The organism is Nesterenkonia sp. AY15 (assembly GCF_022565855.1).
In the GTDB taxonomy this organism is placed as follows: domain Bacteria; phylum Actinomycetota; class Actinomycetes; order Actinomycetales; family Micrococcaceae; genus Nesterenkonia.
The window spans coordinates 20702-39756 of sequence record NZ_JAJOYV010000010.1 but is presented as its reverse complement, the minus strand read 5'-3'; the positions used below and the strand labels follow the sequence as shown (position 1 = coordinate 39756).

At 67.2% G+C, this 19055-nt stretch carries 17 protein-coding genes, 1 tRNA gene and 1 pseudogene; 11 read left to right on the top strand and 8 right to left on the bottom strand.

What is annotated here, in order from left to right:
• The first annotated feature begins 96 nt into the window (after positions 1-96).
• From LSI54_RS12180 to der, 9 genes are all read left to right on the top strand, one after another.
• On the top strand, positions 97-2016 hold the full coding sequence (locus LSI54_RS12180; protein ID WP_241478487.1) for an AMP-binding protein: 1920 nt from the start codon (positions 97-99) through the stop codon (positions 2014-2016).
• 105 nt (positions 2017-2121) lie between these two features.
• A complete protein-coding gene (locus LSI54_RS12175; protein WP_241478486.1) occupies positions 2122-2757 on the top strand; it encodes a trimeric intracellular cation channel family protein in 636 nt (211 codons plus the stop codon).
• 236 nt (positions 2758-2993) lie between these two features.
• Positions 2994-3830 (top strand): ParA family protein, encoded by an 837-nt coding sequence (locus LSI54_RS12170; RefSeq protein ID WP_241465114.1) that lies wholly within the window; start codon positions 2994-2996, stop codon positions 3828-3830.
• Complete coding sequence (locus LSI54_RS12165; protein WP_241478485.1) at positions 3830-4807, top strand: segregation and condensation protein A; 978 nt, start codon at positions 3830-3832, stop codon at positions 4805-4807. The genes LSI54_RS12170 and LSI54_RS12165 overlap by 1 nt, the downstream gene beginning before the upstream one ends.
• Positions 4800-5375 carry an SMC-Scp complex subunit ScpB gene (gene scpB / locus LSI54_RS12160; RefSeq protein WP_241478484.1) on the top strand — a complete coding sequence of 192 codons (576 nt, stop codon included), beginning with the start codon at positions 4800-4802 and terminating at the stop codon, positions 5373-5375. Before LSI54_RS12165 ends, scpB begins: the two co-directional genes overlap by 8 nt.
• Positions 5376-5415: 40 nt before the next feature.
• Positions 5416-6489 (top strand): pseudouridine synthase, encoded by a 1074-nt coding sequence (locus LSI54_RS12155; protein WP_241478483.1) that lies wholly within the window; start codon positions 5416-5418, stop codon positions 6487-6489.
• On the top strand, positions 6486-7652 hold the full coding sequence (locus tag LSI54_RS12150; RefSeq protein WP_241478482.1) for a prephenate dehydrogenase: 1167 nt from the start codon (positions 6486-6488) through the stop codon (positions 7650-7652). Before LSI54_RS12155 ends, LSI54_RS12150 begins: the two co-directional genes overlap by 4 nt.
• Positions 7631-8362: a (d)CMP kinase gene (cmk, locus tag LSI54_RS12145; protein WP_241465047.1), complete on the top strand. Its 732-nt coding sequence runs from the start codon at positions 7631-7633 to the stop codon at positions 8360-8362. The genes LSI54_RS12150 and cmk overlap by 22 nt, the downstream gene beginning before the upstream one ends.
• A 43-nt stretch (positions 8363-8405) precedes the next feature.
• Complete coding sequence (gene der / locus LSI54_RS12140; protein ID WP_241471079.1) at positions 8406-9893, top strand: ribosome biogenesis GTPase Der; 1488 nt, start codon at positions 8406-8408, stop codon at positions 9891-9893.
• Between the two features lie 68 nt (positions 9894-9961).
• Here der and LSI54_RS12135 read toward each other — a convergent pair whose 3' ends face one another.
• The 3 genes from LSI54_RS12135 to LSI54_RS12125 all read right to left on the bottom strand — a co-directional run bounded on the left by LSI54_RS12135 (position 9962) and on the right by LSI54_RS12125 (position 12117).
• Complete coding sequence (locus tag LSI54_RS12135; protein ID WP_241478481.1) at positions 9962-11146, bottom strand: serine hydrolase; 1185 nt, start codon at positions 11144-11146, stop codon at positions 9962-9964.
• A gap of 117 nt (positions 11147-11263) precedes the next feature.
• Complete coding sequence (locus LSI54_RS12130; protein ID WP_342357721.1) at positions 11264-11809, bottom strand: acyl-CoA thioesterase; 546 nt, start codon at positions 11807-11809, stop codon at positions 11264-11266.
• 47 nt (positions 11810-11856) lie between these two features.
• On the bottom strand, positions 11857-12117 hold the full coding sequence (locus tag LSI54_RS12125) for a hypothetical protein (protein WP_241470933.1): 261 nt from the start codon (positions 12115-12117) through the stop codon (positions 11857-11859).
• A gap of 345 nt (positions 12118-12462) precedes the next feature.
• Here LSI54_RS12125 and LSI54_RS12120 point away from each other — a divergent pair, with 345 nt between their 5' ends.
• Both LSI54_RS12120 and LSI54_RS12115 read left to right on the top strand, forming a co-directional pair.
• The gene (locus LSI54_RS12120) at positions 12463-12957 is read left to right on the top strand and encodes a hypothetical protein (protein ID WP_241470934.1); all 495 of its coding nucleotides are present in this window, start codon (positions 12463-12465) and stop codon (positions 12955-12957) included.
• Between the two features lie 193 nt (positions 12958-13150).
• On the top strand, positions 13151-13846 hold the full coding sequence (locus LSI54_RS12115; protein ID WP_241470935.1) for a DUF4352 domain-containing protein: 696 nt from the start codon (positions 13151-13153) through the stop codon (positions 13844-13846).
• Positions 13847-14684: 838 nt separating this feature from the next.
• Here LSI54_RS12115 and LSI54_RS12110 read toward each other — a convergent pair.
• The 5 genes and pseudogenes from LSI54_RS12110 to nadC form a co-directional block, all read right to left on the bottom strand.
• A pseudogene (locus LSI54_RS12110) lies at positions 14685-15146 on the bottom strand (IS3 family transposase); the annotation flags it as partial.
• Positions 15147-15573: 427 nt separating this feature from the next.
• Positions 15574-15647 (bottom strand) — tRNA-Pro (locus LSI54_RS12105).
• A 177-nt stretch (positions 15648-15824) separates the two neighbouring features.
• Complete coding sequence (gene mgrA / locus LSI54_RS12100; RefSeq protein ID WP_241478480.1) at positions 15825-16862, bottom strand: L-glyceraldehyde 3-phosphate reductase; 1038 nt, start codon at positions 16860-16862, stop codon at positions 15825-15827.
• A 150-nt stretch (positions 16863-17012) separates the two neighbouring features.
• Positions 17013-18116 carry a cysteine desulfurase family protein gene (locus LSI54_RS12095; RefSeq protein WP_241478479.1) on the bottom strand — a complete coding sequence of 368 codons (1104 nt, stop codon included), beginning with the start codon at positions 18114-18116 and terminating at the stop codon, positions 17013-17015.
• On the bottom strand, positions 18116-19048 hold the full coding sequence (gene nadC, locus LSI54_RS12090) for a carboxylating nicotinate-nucleotide diphosphorylase (RefSeq protein WP_241465041.1): 933 nt from the start codon (positions 19046-19048) through the stop codon (positions 18116-18118). The genes LSI54_RS12095 and nadC overlap by 1 nt, the downstream gene beginning before the upstream one ends.
• Positions 19049-19055 lie beyond the last annotated feature (7 nt).

Below are 19055 nucleotides of genomic sequence, written 5' to 3'. Positions count from 1 at the left end.
CTAGTCAACTATGTATACATAGGGCTTTACCTTCTGTGATCCAGCTCATATCCTTGGATGTGTCACGCGTCCACGCCGATGAGCAGGAGCACTCCCATGACCGGTACGTCCTACCGCGAGCTGCACGCACGATCACTGGCCCAGCGTGAGGAGTTCTGGCTCGCCGCCGCCGAGCAGATCCACTGGGACCGCGCGCCGGAGCGCGCACTCGACGACTCGGCGGCCCCGATCTACCGCTGGTTTCCCGAGGCGGAGCTGAACCTGAGCTACAACTGCCTGGACCGCCACGTCGAGGCCGGCCGTGGGGAGCAGACCGCGCTGATCTATGACTCCGCCGTGACCGGGACCGTCCAGAGCTACAGCTACGCCGAGCTCACCGCCGAGGTGGCCCGGTGTGCCGGAATGCTGACCGAACTCGGCGTGGGTGCCGGAGACCGGGTCATCATCTACCTGCCGATGATCCCGCAGGCGCCCATCGCGATGCTCGCCTGCGCCCGGATCGGAGCGGTGCACTCGGTGGTCTTCGGCGGCTTCGCCGCAAAGGAGCTGGCCTCACGCATCGACGACGCGTCCCCCGACGTCGTGCTCACCGCCACCGGAGGCATCGAACCCACCCGCAAGGTGGAGTACCTGCCAACCGTGGCCGAGGCGCTGCGCCTGGCCACCCACGACGTCCGCCACGTGGTGGTCCAGGAGCGCGAGGGCTTCGCCCACAGCCTCGGAGAGGTCGCCGCGGACGCAGGGACGAGTGTGACTGCGCAATGGCACGACTGGTCCTCCCGGTCAGCCCAGGCTGCGCCCGCAGCCCCGGTCACGGTGCGCGCCACCGACCCGCTCTACATCCTCTACACCTCCGGGACCACCGGCCGGCCCAAGGGCGTGGTCCGTGACCAGGGAGGCACCGCCGTCGCGCTGAGCTGGTCGATGCAGGCGATCTACGACGTCGGCCCGGGGGAGACCATGTTCACCGCCTCCGACGTCGGCTGGGTGGTCGGGCACTCCTTCATCGTCTATGGACCGCTGCTGGTCGGAGCGACCACCGTGCTCTACGAGGGCAAACCGGTCGGCACCCCTGATGCGGGCGCCTTCTGGCGGATGATCCAGCAGCACCGGATCACCGCGCTGTTCACCGCACCCACGGCGCTGCGCGCGATCCGCAAGACCGACCCGGAGGCCGCGCTGGTCGGCGACTACGACATCTCCTCGCTGCGTCACCTCTACGCCGCCGGGGAGCGGCTCGACCCGGTCACCCAGCGCTGGATCACCGACGCCCTGCAGGTGCCGGTGATCGACAACTGGTGGCAGACCGAGACCGGCTGGCCGATCGCGGCCAACCCGGTGGGGATCGAGGCGCTGGAGGTCAAGGAAGGTTCCGCCACGCTGCCGATGGCCGGCTACGACGTGGTGATCCTCGACGCGACCGGGGAGGAGCTCCCGGCGGGGGAGGAGGGCAACATCGCGCTGCGACTGCCCATGCCCCCGGGCACCCTGCCCACCCTCTGGGGCGACGACCAGCGCTACATCGATTCGTATCTCGACGCCTTCCCCGGGTTCTACGCCACCGGGGACTCCGGCTACCTGGATCAGGACGGCTACCTCTTCGTGATGGGCCGCACCGATGACGTGATCAACGTGGCCGGTCATCGGCTCTCGGCCGGTTCCATCGAAGCCGTGGTCGCCTCCCACCCGGCAGTGGCCGAATGCGCGGTGATCGGACTGCAGGACGAGCTCAAGGGTCAGCGCGCCTCGGGATTCGTGGTGCTCAAGGCTGGACGAGAGGACGACCCGAAGACGCTGCAGGCGGAGCTGACCGCCCTGGTGCGCCGAGACATCGGACCGGTGGCGGACTTCAAGACCGTCGCGGTGGTCGCCGCGCTGCCGAAGACCCGGTCGGGCAAGATCCTGCGCAAGACCATGCGCCAGATCGCCGACGGCGAGCAGGCGCGGGTGCCCTCCACCATCGAGGACGCCTCGGTGCTCGATGACCTGATCCCGGTGCTGCGACCCCAGCGGTAGGCTTGTCGGCGGCGCGCGACCGCGCGCCGCACAAGTCTCCGCGGCGCCAGCGCGCCGCGGACGTGTCGCGTGCAGCTGCTCCCCGGCTGACGCAGGGGGAGAGCGATGGACCTCGCGCTGTTGGCCGTCGAGCTGCTGGGCACCTTCGCCTTCGCCGTCTCCGGGGCGCTGCTCGCCGCCCGCAAGGGCTTCGACGTGGTGGGCTCGCTGCTGCTGGCCTCCATGGCCGGACTCGGCGGCGGCGTCACCCGGGACATCATCATCGGCGAAGGACCCCCGGCCGCCTTCCTGCAGCCGATCTACCTGGCCCCGGTGCTGGTGGCAGTGATCCTGGTGCTCACCGGGCTGCTCCATGAGACCCGGCTGCGCCGGACGCTGCTGGTCTTCGACGCCGTCGGACTCTCGCTGTTCTGCCTCACCGGCACGGTCATCGCGTTCAACGCCGGGCTCAATGAGATCGCCTGCGTCCTGCTCGGGGTGACCACCGCGGTGGGCGGCGGTGCGATGCGCGACGTGGTGGCCAACGAGACCCCACAGATCTTCAACCCGCGCGGCGTCTATGCGGTGCCGGCGATGTTCGGCGCGGGGCTCATCGTGATCGTGCTGAGCTTCGAGCTGCCGCTGATCTGGGCGGGACTCGTGGTCTCCTGCCTGGTCTTCACGCTGCGCATGATCTCGCTCAAGCGCGGCTGGCGAGTGCCGCTGGCCGGACGCCGGTCCAGCGGCAGCGCAGCAGCCTGACCCTGCCGCCCGAGCCTGACGCGATGGCGAGGCGAACCTTCGAGTGCTACTTGGCCTGCACATCTTGCCTCGATGAGGACACGGGGTAACCTGGATAAGTTGTTGTCCGCAGGAGGAAGTTGAGGGATCACGTGAGCGAGCCGGGTGCCCGGATGGGCGAAACGCCTGACCGGGAGGTCAACGCGTCGCACAGCGATCAGCCGACCGAACTCTTCACCATCTACGGCGACGCGATCATGGGCCCCACGGGCCGGCCGAAGCATGACTTCGCCGAACCCGCGCCGCTGAGCAGCCACGGCCCCGCGCGAGTCATCGCCATGGTCAACCAGAAGGGCGGAGTCGGCAAGACCACCTCCGCGATCAACCTGGGCGCCGCGCTCGCCGAATACGGCCGCCGCGTGCTGATGGTGGACTTCGACCCGCAGGGCGCACTCTCCGCCGGCTTCGGCACCAGCCCGCATGAGCTGGAGACCACGGTCTACAACGTGCTCATGGAGCGTGAGGTCAAGACCCGCGACGCCATCGTCTCCACCCACGTGGAGAACATCGACCTGCTGCCGGCGAACATCGACCTCTCCGCCGCGGAGGTGCAGCTGGTCAACGAGGTGGCCCGCGAACAGGTCCTGGACCGCGCGCTGCGCCAGGTCCGGAACGACTACGACGTCATCATCATCGACTGCCAGCCCTCGCTGGGGCTGCTCACCGTCAACGCGCTCACCGCCGCCCACGGCGTCGTCATCCCGCTGGAGGCTGAGTACTTCGCGCTGCGCGCCGTGGCGCTGCTGGTCGACACCATCGAGAAGGTCCAGGACCGGTTGAATCCGGACCTGGAGATCGACGGCGTGGTGGTCACCATGGTCGATCTGCGCACCCTGCACGCCCGCGAGGTCATCGCCAGGATCGTCGAGGCCTTCGGCGACAAGGTCTTCGAGACCGTCATCAAACGCTCGGTGAAGTTCCCCGACGCCACCGTGGCCGCGGAACCGATCACCGCCTACGCGCACAAGCACGAGGGCGCCAAGGCCTACCGCCAGCTGGCCCGCGAACTGATCCTCCGAGGTGGATCGCCCTAGTGGCGCACCCGGCAGCCGGCGCCGCGGCGCTTCAGCATGCCGACGCCGCCGCGAATCTCGAGAGCCTCGAGGCAGACGCCCGGCACGATTCCCCCACAGCGACCGGGTTCACGGTCTCGCTGGCGAACTTCGACGGCCCCTTCGACCTGCTGCTCGGCCTGATCGCCAAGCGCGAGATGGACGTCACCGCGGTGGCGATCTCCGCGGTCACCGACGAGTTCATCAGCTATGTCCGAGGCCTCTCCCACCACCAGGCGTTGGACGAGTCCTCGAACTTCATCCTGATCGCCGCCACCCTGCTGGACCTCAAGGCCGCGCAGCTGCTGCCCGGGGGCGAGGTCGAGTCCGAGGAGGACCTCGCCGCCCTGGAGGCCCGCGACCTGCTCTTCGCCCGACTGCTGCAGTACCGGGCGTTCAAACACATCGCCGGGCACATCGCCGAGCAGATCCAGGAGCACTCGGACCGCTTCCCGCGCCAGCCCGGCACCCACCCCGAGCTGGCCCAGCTGCTGCCCGAGCTGGTCTTCAAGACCACCCCGGCGGACCTGAAGGCCATCGCCGAGCGCGCCTTCGCCCGTCCGGCGATGGAACCGGACCACATCAGGTTCGAGCACCTGCACTCCCACGCGGTGGACATCCGGACCGAGATGGCGGTGATGACCGCTGCGCTGCGCGAGGTCGGCGCGGCCAGCTTCACCGAACTGGTCCGCGAGGCCGGGAGCCGGCTCGTCGTCGTCGTGCGGTTTCTCGGTCTGCTGGAGCTCTACCGCGACCGCGACGTCGCGTTCGAACAGGATGCGCCGCTGGGGGAGCTGCGAGTCATCTGGTCCGGTCCTGCCAGCGGTGAGATCGCGGCGCTGGACCGCGCGGCTGCCGAATGGGCCGATCCGGCCGGCACCGGGGTCGACACCCCTGCGCCCGACATCTCCTCGCCCGACACCCCCGCGCCCGAGAAGGAGGATCCCGATCATGGCTGAGCCGATCAGCGAGGACCTGCTCGCCGCCGCCGAGGCCGTGCTGATGATCATCGAGGAGCCGGTCTCCGCGCTGGAGCTGGCCCAGGTCCTGGAGATCCCCGAGCACCAGGTCATCACGGTGCTCGATGCGCTGCGCCTGGACATCGACGGGATCAGCGAGGGCTCCCGGCGCCGCGGCTATGAGCTGCGTGAGATCGCCGGGGGATACCGCTACTACTCCCGCGCCGACTACGCCGAGCAGGTCTCCGCCTTCGTCCTCGGCGGCGCGACCACCCGGCTCTCCCAGGCCGCGCTGGAGACCCTGGCCGTGATCGCCTACCGGCAGCCGGTGGCCCGCTCCCAGGTCGCCGCGATCCGCGGGGTCAACGTCGACGGCGTGGTGCGCACCCTGGTCCACCGCGGTCTGGTCGACACCGCCGGCACCGATCCGCTCACAGGAGCCACCCTGTATGTCACCACCGCGGACCTGCTGGAACGCCTCGGGATCAACTCCGTGCAGGAGCTTCCACAGCTCTCCCCACACCTGCCGGGCATCGAAGCAGCCGGAGAGCTGGGCCCGGAAAGCTGAGTGGCCGGAAGGATTGGACACTCCCCATAGAATGGAGATCATGAAATCTTCGGGCCCAGACCGCCGCGCGCGCGAGGCGCAGCGGCGGGAGCCACGCGCTGCCACCGCAGCACGCACCCCGAAGGCCGGTCAGTCCGGGGGGCCCTTCTCCTCCGAGGACCCCCAGCGGATGATCTCCACCGGTCCGAGCCGGGCCAAGCCCCGCCGTGACGAGGCCGAGGAGAACTTCGCGGCAGTCCATGACCCCGAGGGTGTGCGGCTGCAGAAGGTGCTCGCCCAGGCCGGCGTCGCCTCCCGGCGGGTCTGTGAGGCGCTGATCGCCGAGGGTCGGGTGTCGGTGGACGGCAAGGTCATCATCGAACCCGGCATCCGCGTGCAGCCCGACGACGTCAGCATCCATGTCGACGGCGTGCGCATCCAGCTCAGCGTCGAACACCAGTATGTGATGTTCAACAAGCCCACCGGCGTGGTCACCACGATGTCGGATCCGCACGGCCGGCCCTGCATCAACGACTACCTCACCGAGGAGATGAAGGCCGCCAGGCTCTTCCACGTGGGCCGCCTCGACGCCGAGACCGAGGGCCTGCTGCTGCTCACCAACGACGGCGAGCTGGCCAACAAGCTCACCCACCCCTCCTACGAGGTGCCCAAGACCTACGTGGTCGAGGTCGCCGGACCGGTGTACAAAGAGGTGGGCAAGAAGCTGCGCGCCGGCATCGAGCTCGAGGACGGGCCCATCGCCGTGGATGACTATCGGCAGCTGGGCAGCGACGGCCGCCGCACCATGATCCAGGTGACCCTGCACTCAGGACGCAACCGGATCGTGCGCCGCATCTTCGACCACGTCGGACACCCGGTGCTGCGCTTGGTGCGCACCGCCCTGGGCGAGATCACCATCGGGGACCAGCAGCAGGGCACCGTGCGCCCGCTGGGCCGGCTGGAGCTGGGCCACCTGCTCGACCTGACCAGCCGCGACGACCCGGCTGCCAGCGACACGACCAGCAGCGACACGACCAGCCGCGACGACCCGGCTGCCAGCGACACGACCAGCAGCGACACGACCAGCAGCGACACGACCGGTGACACCGCCGGCAGCGACGGCGGAGCGCGATGAACCTCTTGACCGCCACCCCGACCAGCGTGCGCCAGACCCCCACCGTGCTCATCCGAGGCACCGGACTGCTCGGCGCCAGCATCGGGCTCGGGCTGCGCGCCGACGGCCACCAGGTGCTGCTCTCCGACCCCTCCGCCACCGCCCAGGCCATCGCCGCCGACATCGGCGCAGGCACCATCCTTGAGAAGGCCCCCGCGGGGACCACCCCGGAGATCGTCATCGTCGCGGCACCCCCGGAGGCCACCACCGTGGAGGTGGCGGCCGCGCTGGTGCGGTATCCCGACGCCGTCGTGCTCGACATCGCCTCCACCAAGGCCGAGATCCTTGACGGCCTGCTGAACCTCACCGAGGACGACGACGCCGCGCTCACCCGGGCCGACCTGACCCGCTATGTGGGCACACACCCGATGGCGGGCCGGGAGAAGTCCGGCCCCGTGGCCGCCCGCGGCGAGCTCTTCACCTCCATGCCCTGGGTCATCTGCCCCGCGGTGGACCCGAACACCGGAGACCAGCTCTCGGCACGTGAGGCCGTGGAATGGGCCGGGGAGGTGGGACGTCGACTCGGCGCCACCGTGCACCACATGAACCCCGTGCGCCACGACGAATCCGTGGCGCTGATCTCGCACCTGCCCCAGATCGCCGCCTCGCTGGTGGCCTCCCGGCTGCAGGACGCGCCGGTCTCGGCCCTGGCGCTGGCCGGCAACGGGCTGCGCGACGTGACCCGGATCGCCGCCTCCGACCCTGGACTGTGGGTGCAGATCCTCTCCTCCAACGCCCGGCCGGTGGTGGAGATCCTCTACGGGCTGCGCCAGGACATGGAACGGCTGATCAGCACCCTGGAGGAGCCGCGGGCCCCGGGCGGGCAGGCCGACATCGCCCAGCTCATCGCCGAGGGCAACTCCGGGGTCACCCGGGTGCCCGGCAAGCACGGCGCCCCGCCGCAGTCCTTCGCGGTGCTCACCGTGATCGTCGACGACAAGCCGGGACAGATCGCCGCGGTGCTCAACGACGTGGCCACGGTCGGGGTCAACGTCGAAGACCTGCGCATGGAGCACTCCGCCGGCCACCAGGTCGGCATGGTGGAGCTCTCCGTGCTTCCCGGACGGCGTGACGAGCTCGCCGAAGCCATGACTGAATTTGGATGGAAGGTAGTGCTCTCGTGAGTCAAGGACAGCGCCTGATCATTGCGGTGGACGGACCCTCAGGGTCCGGAAAGTCCAGCGTCTGCCGCGCCGTCGCCAGCCAGCTCGGCGCCGCGTATCTGGACACCGGGGCGATGTACCGCGCCGCCACCTGGTACTGCCTGGCTCAGGGAGTGGACCTCGCCGATGAGCAGGCCGTCGCCCTGGCCGTGGAGGAGGTGCCGCTGACGATCTCCACCGACCCCGCGCACCAGATCATCGCCGTGGGGCAGAGCGACGTCACCGCGGCGATCCGAGAGACCCGGATCTCCGAGCGGGTCTCCGAGATCGCGACCAACCGAGCGGCCCGCGCGCTGCTGATCGCCGCCCAGCGCAGGATCATCGACAACGCCGGCTTCATCGTGGCCGAGGGCCGCGACATCACCACCGTGGTGGCTCCCGACGCGCAGGTGCGCGTGCTGCTCACCGCCTCCGCCGAGGCCAGGCTGCGTCGCCGCGGCCTGCAGCTGGGAGGCACCGAGACCGCCGAGTCGCTGCGCCGCCAGGTGATCGACCGCGACGCCCGCGACTCCACCGCGTCGAACTTCACCGAGGCAGCCGACGGCGTCGCCGTGCTGGACTCCTCGGACCTGACCTTTCAGGAGACCATCGACGCGCTGATCCAGCGCGTGGAACAGGTCTCCGCCGAACCACTCTCGATCCCATCTGCAGGAGCATCCCGTGGCGAATAACGCTGACACCTTTCCCTCCGACTCCCCGGAATACATTCCGGCCGTGGAGGACGATCGACTGGCCGAACGGCTGGCCGCCATCACCGAGGAGGAGGCCGCCGCGCGCGCCGCCGCGCTGCGCGCGGGACTCTCCGACTACGAGCTGGCCGAGGAGGACGCCGCCGTCCTCGACTATGACGAGGACGACGAGGACTACGAGCCCTACGTCGCCGCCCCACCGGCGCTGGCTGTGATCGGGCGCCCCAACGTGGGCAAGTCCACGCTGGTCAACCGGATCACCCGCTCCAAAGAGGCCGTGGTCGAAGACGTGCCCGGCGTGACCCGCGACCGCGTGTCCTATGACGCGGAGTGGAACGGCAAAGACTTCACCCTGGTGGACACCGGAGGCTGGGAGCAGGACGCCCGCGGGATGCACAAGCGGGTGGCGGAACAGGCCGAGATGGCCGTGGACGAGGCCGACGCCGTGATCTTCGTCGTCGACGGACTCGTCGGCGCCACCGCCGTGGACGAGGCCGTGGTGCGGATGCTGCGGCGCAAGAAGAAGCCGGTGCTGCTGGTCGCCAACAAGGTCGACGCCCCCTCGCACATGAGCGAGGTCTACGGCCTGTGGAACCTCGGCCTCGGCGAGCCCTACCCGGTCTCGGCGCTGCACGGCACCGGCACCGGCGACCTGCTCGACGCCGCCGTGAAGGCGCTGCCCGAGTTCGCCGAGCACGGCGGAATGATCCCCACCGGCGGTCCGCGCCGGGTGGCCCTGGTGGGACGCCCGAATGTGGGCAAGTCCTCGCTGCTGAACAAGCTGGCAGGCTCCGAGCGCGTGGTCGTGGACGCCGTGGCCGGCACCACCATGGACCCGGTCGATGAGTTCATCGAACTCGGCGGACAGACCTGGCGCTTCGTGGACACCGCCGGGATCCGGCGTCGTCAGCACATGGCGTCGGGGTCTGAGTACTATGCGATGCTGCGCACCCAGCGCGCCCTGGACAAGGCCGAGGTCGCTGTCGTGCTGCTCTCGGTGGAGGAGCCCGTCTCGGAGCAGGACGTGCGCATCATCCAGATGGCCGTGGACTCCGGCCGCGCCCTGGTGGTGGCCTACAACAAATGGGACCTGATGGATGAGGAGCGCCGCTACTACCTCGAGCGCGAAGTCACCCGGGACCTGGCGCACATCGCCTGGGCCCCGCGGGTCAACGTCTCCGCACTGACCGGCTGGCACAAGGACAAGCTCGCACCGGCCCTGGACACCGCGCTGACCAGCTGGGGACGGCGCATCTCCACCGGACGGCTCAACGCCTTCCTCGGGGAACTGGTCGCGGCCCACCCGCACCCGGTCCGCGGCGGCAAGCAGCCCAGGATCCTCTTCGCCACCCAGCCCTCCACCAAGCCCCCGCGCTTCGTGCTCTTCACCACCGGGTTCCTGGATCCGGGCTACCGGCGCTACATCACCCGCCGGCTGCGTGAGACCTTCGACTTCACCGGCTCGCCGATCGAGGTCTCGATGCGCGTGCGCGAGAAGCGCAAGCGCAAGTAGGCATCCTGGTCCGGCCCAGCAGGCCGGACCGGCTGGCCACACCTCGAGGTCGCCCAATACTGCAACTCTCAGTACAGGGCGGCCTCGACGTCTCTGGTGAGGGTGTTGATCGAGTCCCAGTCCGACCCATCGGACATGATGCTCAGCACGTAGGTGCCCTCCGGGTGCCGCACGATGCCGGTGTCGTTGAGGTAGCCGTCGATGAAGCCCACCTTGTTCAGCACCGACCCGGCGCTGCCCGCGTCGATGCCGTCGCGGAAGATGTTGGACTCCAGCGCGTCCAGCAGACGCGAACGGCCCTCAGCGCTGATGTCCAGCGAGCCGGACTCCAACCGGGTCATGAATGCGGTGAGGTCATTGGCCGAGCTGCGTGCGTAGGCCGGGATGAAGTCCGTGGCCGGGCCTCCGGTATCGGCGGCGATGTCACGCAGGCCTTCCCAGCCGAGCTCCCCGCGGAAAGCGTCGGCACAGGGGTTGTCGCTGACCGAGATCATGTCGGCGAAGCAGGTGGCGCGATCGCGTCCGCCCTCGATCGGGTCATCCCAGTCCATCTCACCGGACTCGACCCGGCTGAGGATCCCGTAGGCGACGTAGACCTTATAGGTGCTGGCGCTGACCCGGGACTCCGCACCTGCGGACGATCCGGTCCGCCCCTGGCCGCCCAGCTCGGCGACGCTGATCGAGATGTCCCCGGGGTGGAAGGCGACGAGCTCGTCCAGATAGCTGTCGAGATCACCGGTGAAGCTGGGGGTGTCCGCCGGTGTCGCAGGCTGGGACTGCTCGGGGTCTTCCGGGGCTGCATCTGAGTCTTCTGAGTCTGGGTCTTCGGGGGTTTCAGGATCGGGGTCTTCGGGGGTTGAGCCTTCTGGAGTCGATTCGTCCGGAGCGGGCGCCGCCCGGAGATCCTCCTCGTCAGGGGCTTCGGCTTCTGCCTGGTCTTCATCCTCCACCGGATCCTCGGCGTCGGCTGATTCCTCTTCGTCGGTCTCATCCTCCAGGCGCTGCCGCTGGGCCTCCGCCTCGGCCTGTCCACTCGCGAGCCGCTCCTCCTCCGCGACGAGCGCACGCAGCGGGTGATCGCCGGGCGCGGCACTGGACCCGGCGTCCTGGGTGGAGACAGGGTGGAAGACGGCGGGGCTGCAGGCGGTCATCAGGAGTGCGGCAGTGGCAAGCCCGAGGGCGCGGTACGCGAAGCCGTGCCGAGCGGGTCTGCCTCCCGGTCCGCGATGGGGAAGGTTCTCGCGAGGAAGCATGGGTTTGATCGTATCCACGCATCATCAGCTGATCTGGGAGTTCAATGGTTCGCGCAGGTCGCGATTCGGCAAACCAGCCCCATCATGACGTCCATGCAGACGGTGCGGGATGCCGGGTCAGGGTGTGCGGAAAGGGGATTCATCCTGGTGCGCCGCGGCCTGTGCACGCTGCTGCGGAGTCAGTCGCAGCAGCGTGTTGGAGCCCGTGTCGAAGAAGGCCAGCTGGGTTTCGGCGATCACGCATCGCGTGCCGTCCACGCCGTCGCGGACCTCATAGGCCAGGGTGAGCCCCGCGCCCTTGAGCTTGGTCACCCAGACGTCGATCTGGGCGGGGACATCCCGGTACTCCAGACTCGCCAGGTACCGCACCCGGTGTTCGACGACGAGCGCCTGCGCATCCCGAGGAAGCTCGTTGAACAGCGGGGCCAGCGGCTCCCCGACGGGGCTGCCCGTATGGGCCGGCGACCCGAAGGCGCGGATGCGCGCCTCTTCGAGCAGCCGCAGCACCTCCACGTTGTTGATGTGGCCGTAGGCGTCCATATCGCCCCAGCGCAGCGGCACCAGGGTCCGCAGGCGTGGGTTGACGCGGTGGGAGGTGCCGCTGGTGCTGGGGATCGCGGTGGCACTCTGGGTCGCGGCGGCGTCGCGGGAAGGCACGGTCATGCTGGCCAGCTTAACCCGAGTGCCTCACTGGGGAAGGGGAGTGTTGTTCAGCCGCGTGAGACGCGGCCGCGCAGCGCGCCGAAGGCCAGCGTGAAGCTCACCGCCCCCACGATGCCGATCGCCAACAGGCCAGGCCAGAGGTCTGCCCAGACCCAGCCTTCGGAGAGCAGGGACCTCAGTGCGGCGAGCAGATAGGTGATCGGGTTGTAGTCAGCGATCGCTGCGAGCCACCCGGTCAGCGCCTCCTGCGGAAGAAAGGACGTGGTGAGGAAGGCGAAGGGGAAGAACAGCAGGAAGGAGGAGTTCACCGCGGCCGGGCTTCCCGTACGCAGCGCGATGGCATAGGGGAAGCCCGTGAACGCAAGGCCCCAGAGCCCCCCGATGATGACGAAGGCGACGACGCCGGGACCCCATCAAGGACCGCTCGAATACCGCACGTCTCAGCGAGAAAGACCGCGAAAGGGCATTAACCCGATCAGGCACAGAAAAACCTGTACGCCGGACTTGAACACTGATCAGTCACGAATATCGTGACGTGTCCTCGAGTCGATACAGAACACCGTTTGATTCTCAGTGCGCTTGTTCTACTCCCCGCGTGTACTGCGCTCCCACTTACAACACTCATATGGCATGGGCGAAGGATTCGCTTACGGGTGGTCACTCCACGTCTGATATACCCTGAGCCTCACCGCAGACAGATTGGACTCACCGTGACACACCTACCAGCCGTTGATCCGAAATTGCACTCGCTCGTGGAATCCGTCGAGACAGCAGGAATAGGTCCCAAAGTTCGTGTGCAGACGGCGGCTGGCGTCATATCCGGCACACCAGTCTCGACAGCTAGGTTCGACGAAGTTTCCTACGAGCAGCTCCGGATCCTCGCCGTACCCGAGTTCCGGACCCGGCCTGTCGACGACTCAGAGACCGCCGAGATTGCAAGGGAACAGATGGGCTTCTTCGAGCGGCGTGACGATGACGGACTAACTGTGCTCAGCCTTATCGACGTAGTCCAAGACAGCCACGTCGGTTACTCATTGGAGATTCCTGCCATGAGGATTCCGTTGCAGCACGTGCTGGGATGGTGGGTCTCAAGTCACAATGTGAAGCGTCCAAAGACCGGCCTAATCGGTGCAGGTGTCAGCTTCTGAAGCGAACCCTACTCACCCACAGGCGATAAGGGGGATCCCTCGACGGTGCCGCAGTAGGAACAGAGTGAGCTCGGCAGCGCAGACGTACCACCCTGTTGGCCTACTTGACACCGTAAAGCAACGATCGAATTCCTAACATCTCGACCTGTAGGATGTGTGGGAATTCACTCAATGGAACCTTGGAGGATATTTCATGGCCCGAAAAAACAAGGCCGGGGCGACAGCTGTCGACCAATCTGAACCGAAGAAGAAGAAGCCATTCTTCAAGCGCGTGTGGTTCTGGCTGCTCGTAATCGTGATTGTCATTATCGCCGCTGTATCCGGCGGAGGAGAAGACGAGGACGAGGCTACGGGTGCTGACGTAGAGGACCAGACACCTGAACAGCAGTCTGAGCAGGAAGAGGCTCCTGCGGAGGAAGAAGAAGCCGCACCTGCGGAGGAAGAAGAGGCCGCACCTGCGGAGGAAGAAGAAGCCGAGGGGGGCGACACCTTCTCCATTGGGGATCAGTTCGCGGTTAACGACTGGTCGATCACGATCACAGGCGTTGGAGAACGTACCGACACTATCGGCGATGAGTTCCTCAACACCCAGGCTCAGGGCGAGTTTTTGCCTGTTGACCTGATCGTAACCAACGACGGTGACAGTGCTTCTTACTTCTTCGCGAGCGACTTTGTCGCGGTAGACGACCAGGACCGGGAGTTCAACTACTCATCAGATGCCACGCTATACGGTGCCGCTGATGGTGCCGTGTCTCTCCTGGATGAGATCAACCCGGGCAATTCCATCGAAGGTAGGCTCTACTTCGACGTTCCCGCGGACGCAGAGGTCAGTGCACTCGACATCAACGCTGGGTTCCTGTCGGATCCAGTGCGCGTCTCGCTCGACTGAAATCGAACGAACAAGCACTTGTAGAGCCGGGGGCTCTCCCACAAGGGGAGAGTCCCCGGTTTTTTTGTGCGCACACGTGAAGGTGAAAAGACAAAGAACCGTTTGTGAGACGACCAGGGAGTCCTCGAAGGTCTGCCTATCTGAACGCTCAAGGAATGGGAGCGGTTCCCAGGTAGGCAGACGCTGCCTAATCTGCATCATCGCGCTCCACCTCTTTCTTCAATCTCTTCTGACGACGCGACCGGTGACGGAGGCCATCCGTCCAGTCAGTCAGGTGTCCCTCCATACGGTCAAGCGCTTCATAGCCCCCCCGACACGTAATGCCCGATCATGGGGAACCGGTCCCCGCGGCCCTCCGCGATCTCAGCCAGTGCACTCTGGAGTTCCTCAGGCGCAGGTCGACGCTCGAAGCGCGACATCGCCTCATCAATAGTGGAATGGGCGAGTCCGCGGGTGATCGCCACCCCGGACGAGGGGTGACGATCCGACTCATCGCTTGCGCGCTCCGGAAGACGGAGGTAGATCTCGCGCCACAACACCGCGATCGGCGTGAACGTGGGAGACCCCTCTACCGCCGTATATTCCCCTCGTTGGATGTGCCACCGTCGTGTCCAGCTCGACTTTTGAAGACGATTGGTTCGGCCAGCAACACCCACGTAGCCCCTGAGCACGATCTTCCCGTTGAGTGAGTTCTCCAACAGGTGAGGCATCACGCTCCAGTAGTCGAGAAGAAATGTGACTCGTGCGTAGGGTTCAAGTCGAAAGACCGTGAACCGCACTGGGATTGATGGAGACTCTGGTCTGTCTCGGGTTTGGTGGCGTCGGAATTTCTTGGTTCTCATGCCGCATTGATGATCCGATTGTGTTCATATTCTATCGGCGTGACCCAGCCGAGCCGGCCGTGACGACGTTGACGGTTGTGCCAGATCTCGAGGTACTCGAAGATCGCGTTGGCCAGTTCCACACGCGTGTTCCAGAGACGGGTATCCAAGAGTTCGGCCTTGTAGTAACCGTTGGCGGTCTCGGCGAGAGCATTGTCATAGCTATCCCCGACAGTTCCGATTGAAGGAGTGGCCCCGATTTCGGCCAGTCTCTCGCCGTAGCGAATGGATGTGAATTGAGATCCTGCATCGCTGTGGCACCGTAGCTGCTCGTGGCGCGGGCCTCGCGACCAGCGGGCCATTTCGATGGCATCGAGCACCGTCTCGGTACGCATCGTAGAAGCAACCCGCCAGCCTACGATCGTTCGGCTGAAGGCATCGATGATGAAGCAGACATAGGCCACACCGGCCCAGGTCGGAGAGCGGGCGGTGGAAGATCACGACGCCATCATGCCGAGAGGCTATGACGTGAGGTGTGGCGCGTCCCTTGTCTGCATGAGGTGAGACATCTGCTCCATCGCCTTCTGAACCGCGGGTCCGTACTTGGACCGGTAGCCGCGGGTCACCTGACGAGAGTTGTGCCCCACGATCTCCATGATGATGGGCTCTGGCACCTCGGGGATGTAGCGGTTGCGAACCCTTAGCCTGAGCCGAGCGTCTAATGGTACGTAGCTCCGGCAATCTGTCGACCATAGATGGTCATGCGCGAGAATCGCTGCTTCACACTAAAGTCACTTGCAAAGTCACTAGTAGCTCGATGTGGAATGCCGCGGGCGTTCGTCTCAGAATAGCGAAAGAACCTCCGCTTCCCTTGTTCTACAAGGAAGCAGAGGCTCTGCATGTTTGTCGGGCTAGCGGGATTTGAACCCACGACCTTCCGTCCCCCAGACGGACGCGCTACCAAGCTGCGCTATAGCCCGAAATTCTTCCAACAAACTCGCCGGAAGCACCAGGAAAGTCTACCGCATGATCTGGCTCATGGTCGCATCGGGTGAAGCGGCGGGCGAGGGAGCGGGTTCATCGGGTGGTGCGGCGGGTGGAGCGCGGACGCATCCGCCGCACCACCCGCCGAGCACACCCCTCCCGTCGCACCAGGATCAGCTCTGGGTGCTCCTGCGGGCCGAGCCCCAGATGTCGATGCCGGCGTCGACGGCGTGCTCATCGACGGCGTCCAGTTCTTCCCTGGTGAAGGAGCGCTGGTCCAGCGCGGCCAGGTTGCTCTTGAGCTGTTCGGGCCGGCTGGCGCCGATCACCAGGGAGCTCACGCGGTCATCGCGAAGCGCCCAGGCCAGCGCCATCTGTGCGAGGCTCTGTCCCCGCGCGGAGGCGATCTCGTTGAGCGCCCGGATGTGCCCGAGGTTCTCCTCGGTGAGGAAGTCGTCGCGGAACGAGCCCTTGGTCGCCGCGCGCGAGTCGGAGGGGACCCCGTCGAGGTACTTGTCGGTCAGCATGCCCTGCGCGAGTGCGCTGAAGCCGATGACCCCCGCACCGACCTCTTCGACCGCATCGAGCAGACCCTCGGTCTCGATCCAGCGGTTGAGCATCGAGTAGGAGGGCTGGTGGATCAGCAGCGGGGTGCCCAGATCCTTCAGGATCGCCGCGGCCTTGATCGTGTCTTGAGCGGAGTAGGAGGAGATCCCGGCGTAGAGCGCCTTGCCGGATCGTACCGCCGTGTCCAGCGCGGACATGGTCTCTTCCAAAGGGGTGTCGGCATCGGGGCGGTGGGAGTAGAAGATGTCCACGTGGTCCAGGCCCATCCGGCTCAGCGACTGGTCCAGGCTGGAGAGCAGGTGCTTGCGGCTCCCGGTGGGACCGCCGTAGGGGCCGGGCCACATGGTCCACCCGGCCTTGGTGGAGATGATCAGCTCATCGCGCAGCCCGGCGAAGTCCTCGCGCAGGATCCGCCCGAAGTTGATCTCCGCCGACCCTGGGGGAGGCCCATAGTTGTTGGCCAGGTCGAAGTGGGTGATGCCGTGATCGAAGGCCAGGTGGATGATCTCGCGCTGGTTCTGCAGGGCGAAGTCGTCGCCGAAGTTGTGCCAGAGCCCCAGGGAGAGCGGCGGCAGCACCAGGCCGGAGCGGCCTACGCGGCGGTATTCCGCATTGTCGTAGCGGTCTTCAGCGGGAACGTACATGGTGGCTCCTGGAGATCAGAGTGTCAGTGATCAGAAACGCCCGTGTTCAGAACATCGGGTCAGGCCCACCCGCTCAGACAGGAGGCGGACCCTTGATCACCTTACGCCTGCGCCACCGGTCCAGGGCGGGCGCCAGCGATGTCCTGACGATCAGGGTCCGGTGGGCAGCGCCGCGGCGGCGCGGGACAGGTCCTGCGGGGTCACGGAGTCCCCGAAGCTGAACCGCACCGCGGTCTGAGCCACCTCCTCCGAGTAGCCCATGGCGCGCAGCGCGGGGCTTGGCTCGCTGGAGCCGGCCGCACAGGCTGAGCCCGAGGAGCAGAAGATCCCCTGCCGTTCCAGGTCCAGCAGCACCGACTCCCCGCTGCGCCCCGGAAGCACGAAGGACGCGTGTCCGGCGAGCCGGCGGGTGCGGTGCCCGGTCAGCTGCGCGCCGGGGACCCGGGCCAGCACGGCGTCGATGAAGTCATCGCGGCGCCGGGCGAGCTCCCGGACGTCAGTCTCGGCAGCCAGCCGCAGCGCCGTCGCCAGCCCGACCGCTCCGGCGACGTTCTCGGTGCCCGAGCGCAGGTCTCGCTGCTGTCCGCCGCCATGGATCAGTGGTTCGAAAGGTGTCCGACGACGCAGGTACAGCACGCCGGTGCCTTTGGGGGTGCCGAGCTTGTGCCCGGCAAGGCTCATCGCGCTGACCCCGAGCTCCTGCACATCCAGGGACAGGGTCCCGGCGGCCTGGACCGCGTCGGTGTGGAACGGAACGCGGTGTTCCGTGCAGAGCGCCGCCAGTGCGGCGACGTCCTGAACGGTGCCGACCTCGTTGTTCGCGTAATGGATCGAGACCAACGTGGTGTCGGTGCGCAGCCTCGCTGCCAGCGCCTCAGGGGTGACCACACCCTCCGCATCCACCGGCACGGTCTCCACCTCGTAGTCCAGCCGGCCCAGCCAGGCCGCGGACTCGCTCACGGCAGGGTGTTCCAGTGCGGAGATCAGCACATGGCGACCTCTCGGATCCGCGAGCGCGATGCCCTTCACCGCGGCATTGTCGGACTCGGTGCCGCCGGAGGTGAAGATGATCTCCGCCGGCCGGGCGTTCAGGTGCCGGGCCACCTCGGCGCGCGCCGTCTCCAGCGCCCGTGATGCCGCGGCCCCGGGCTCGTGGACGCTCGAGGGATTCGCATACCCGGTCAGGTGTGGCCACATGGCCTCGAGCACCTCGCGCCTGACCGGGGCGGCGGCGGACTCGTCCAGGTAGAGCATCAGCCCGAGGTTCCCGGCCCGTCCACATCAAGCCCGCCAGCCAGAGCAGCGTCGACCTCGACGTGGATACCGGCCCCGAGATCCATGTCCAGCCCCAGGTCCAGGGCGCGGGCACCCTGGGTGAGCGCACCGACGCTGATCAGGTCCACCCCGGTGCCGGCGATCGCTGCGATGGTCTCCAGGCTCACCCCGCCGGAGGCCTCCACCAGGGCGGCCCCGTCGATGAGCTCCACCCCGCGGCGCAGGTCCTCACACGTGAAGTTGTCCAACATGATGGTGTCCGCCCGGCCGGCCAGCACCGGCGCGATCTGCTCGACCCGATCCACCTCCACCTCGATGTGGGTGGTGTGCGGCAGGCGCTCGCGGGCAGTGAGGATCGCCGTGGTCAGCGCCTCGGGGGAGTCGCCCACCAGCGCGAGGTGGTTGTCCTTGGCCATCACCGCATCGGAGAGTGAGAATCGGTGGTTGTGCCCACCCCCGCAGCGCACCGCGTAGCGCTCCAGCGCGCGCAGCCCCGGGGTGGTCTTGCGGGTATCGGTGACCCGCACCCCGGTGCCGGCGACGGCGGCGACATACTCGCTGGTCAGCGTGGCCACCCCGGAGAGTCGCTGGATCAGGTTCAGCGCCGCCCGCTCGGCGCCGAGGATCGCCCGGGCGGGGCCCTGCACGCTGGCCAGCACATCCCCAGGACCGAACCGTGCGCCGTCGTCGGTCTGGAGACTCACGACGACGCCGGGGTCCAGCGCGGCGAAGGTGCGGGCGAAGATCTCACCACCGGCGAGGACACCGGGTTCCCGTGCCACCAGCTGGGCGTGCGCGCTGGCATCGGCCGGGACGAAGGCGACGCTGGTGAGATCCCCGAAGGGGATGTCCTCGGCCAGCGCGAGGGTGATGACCGCGTCGATGTCGCGGGCCGAGAGCTGCGTGTCCACGGTGTCC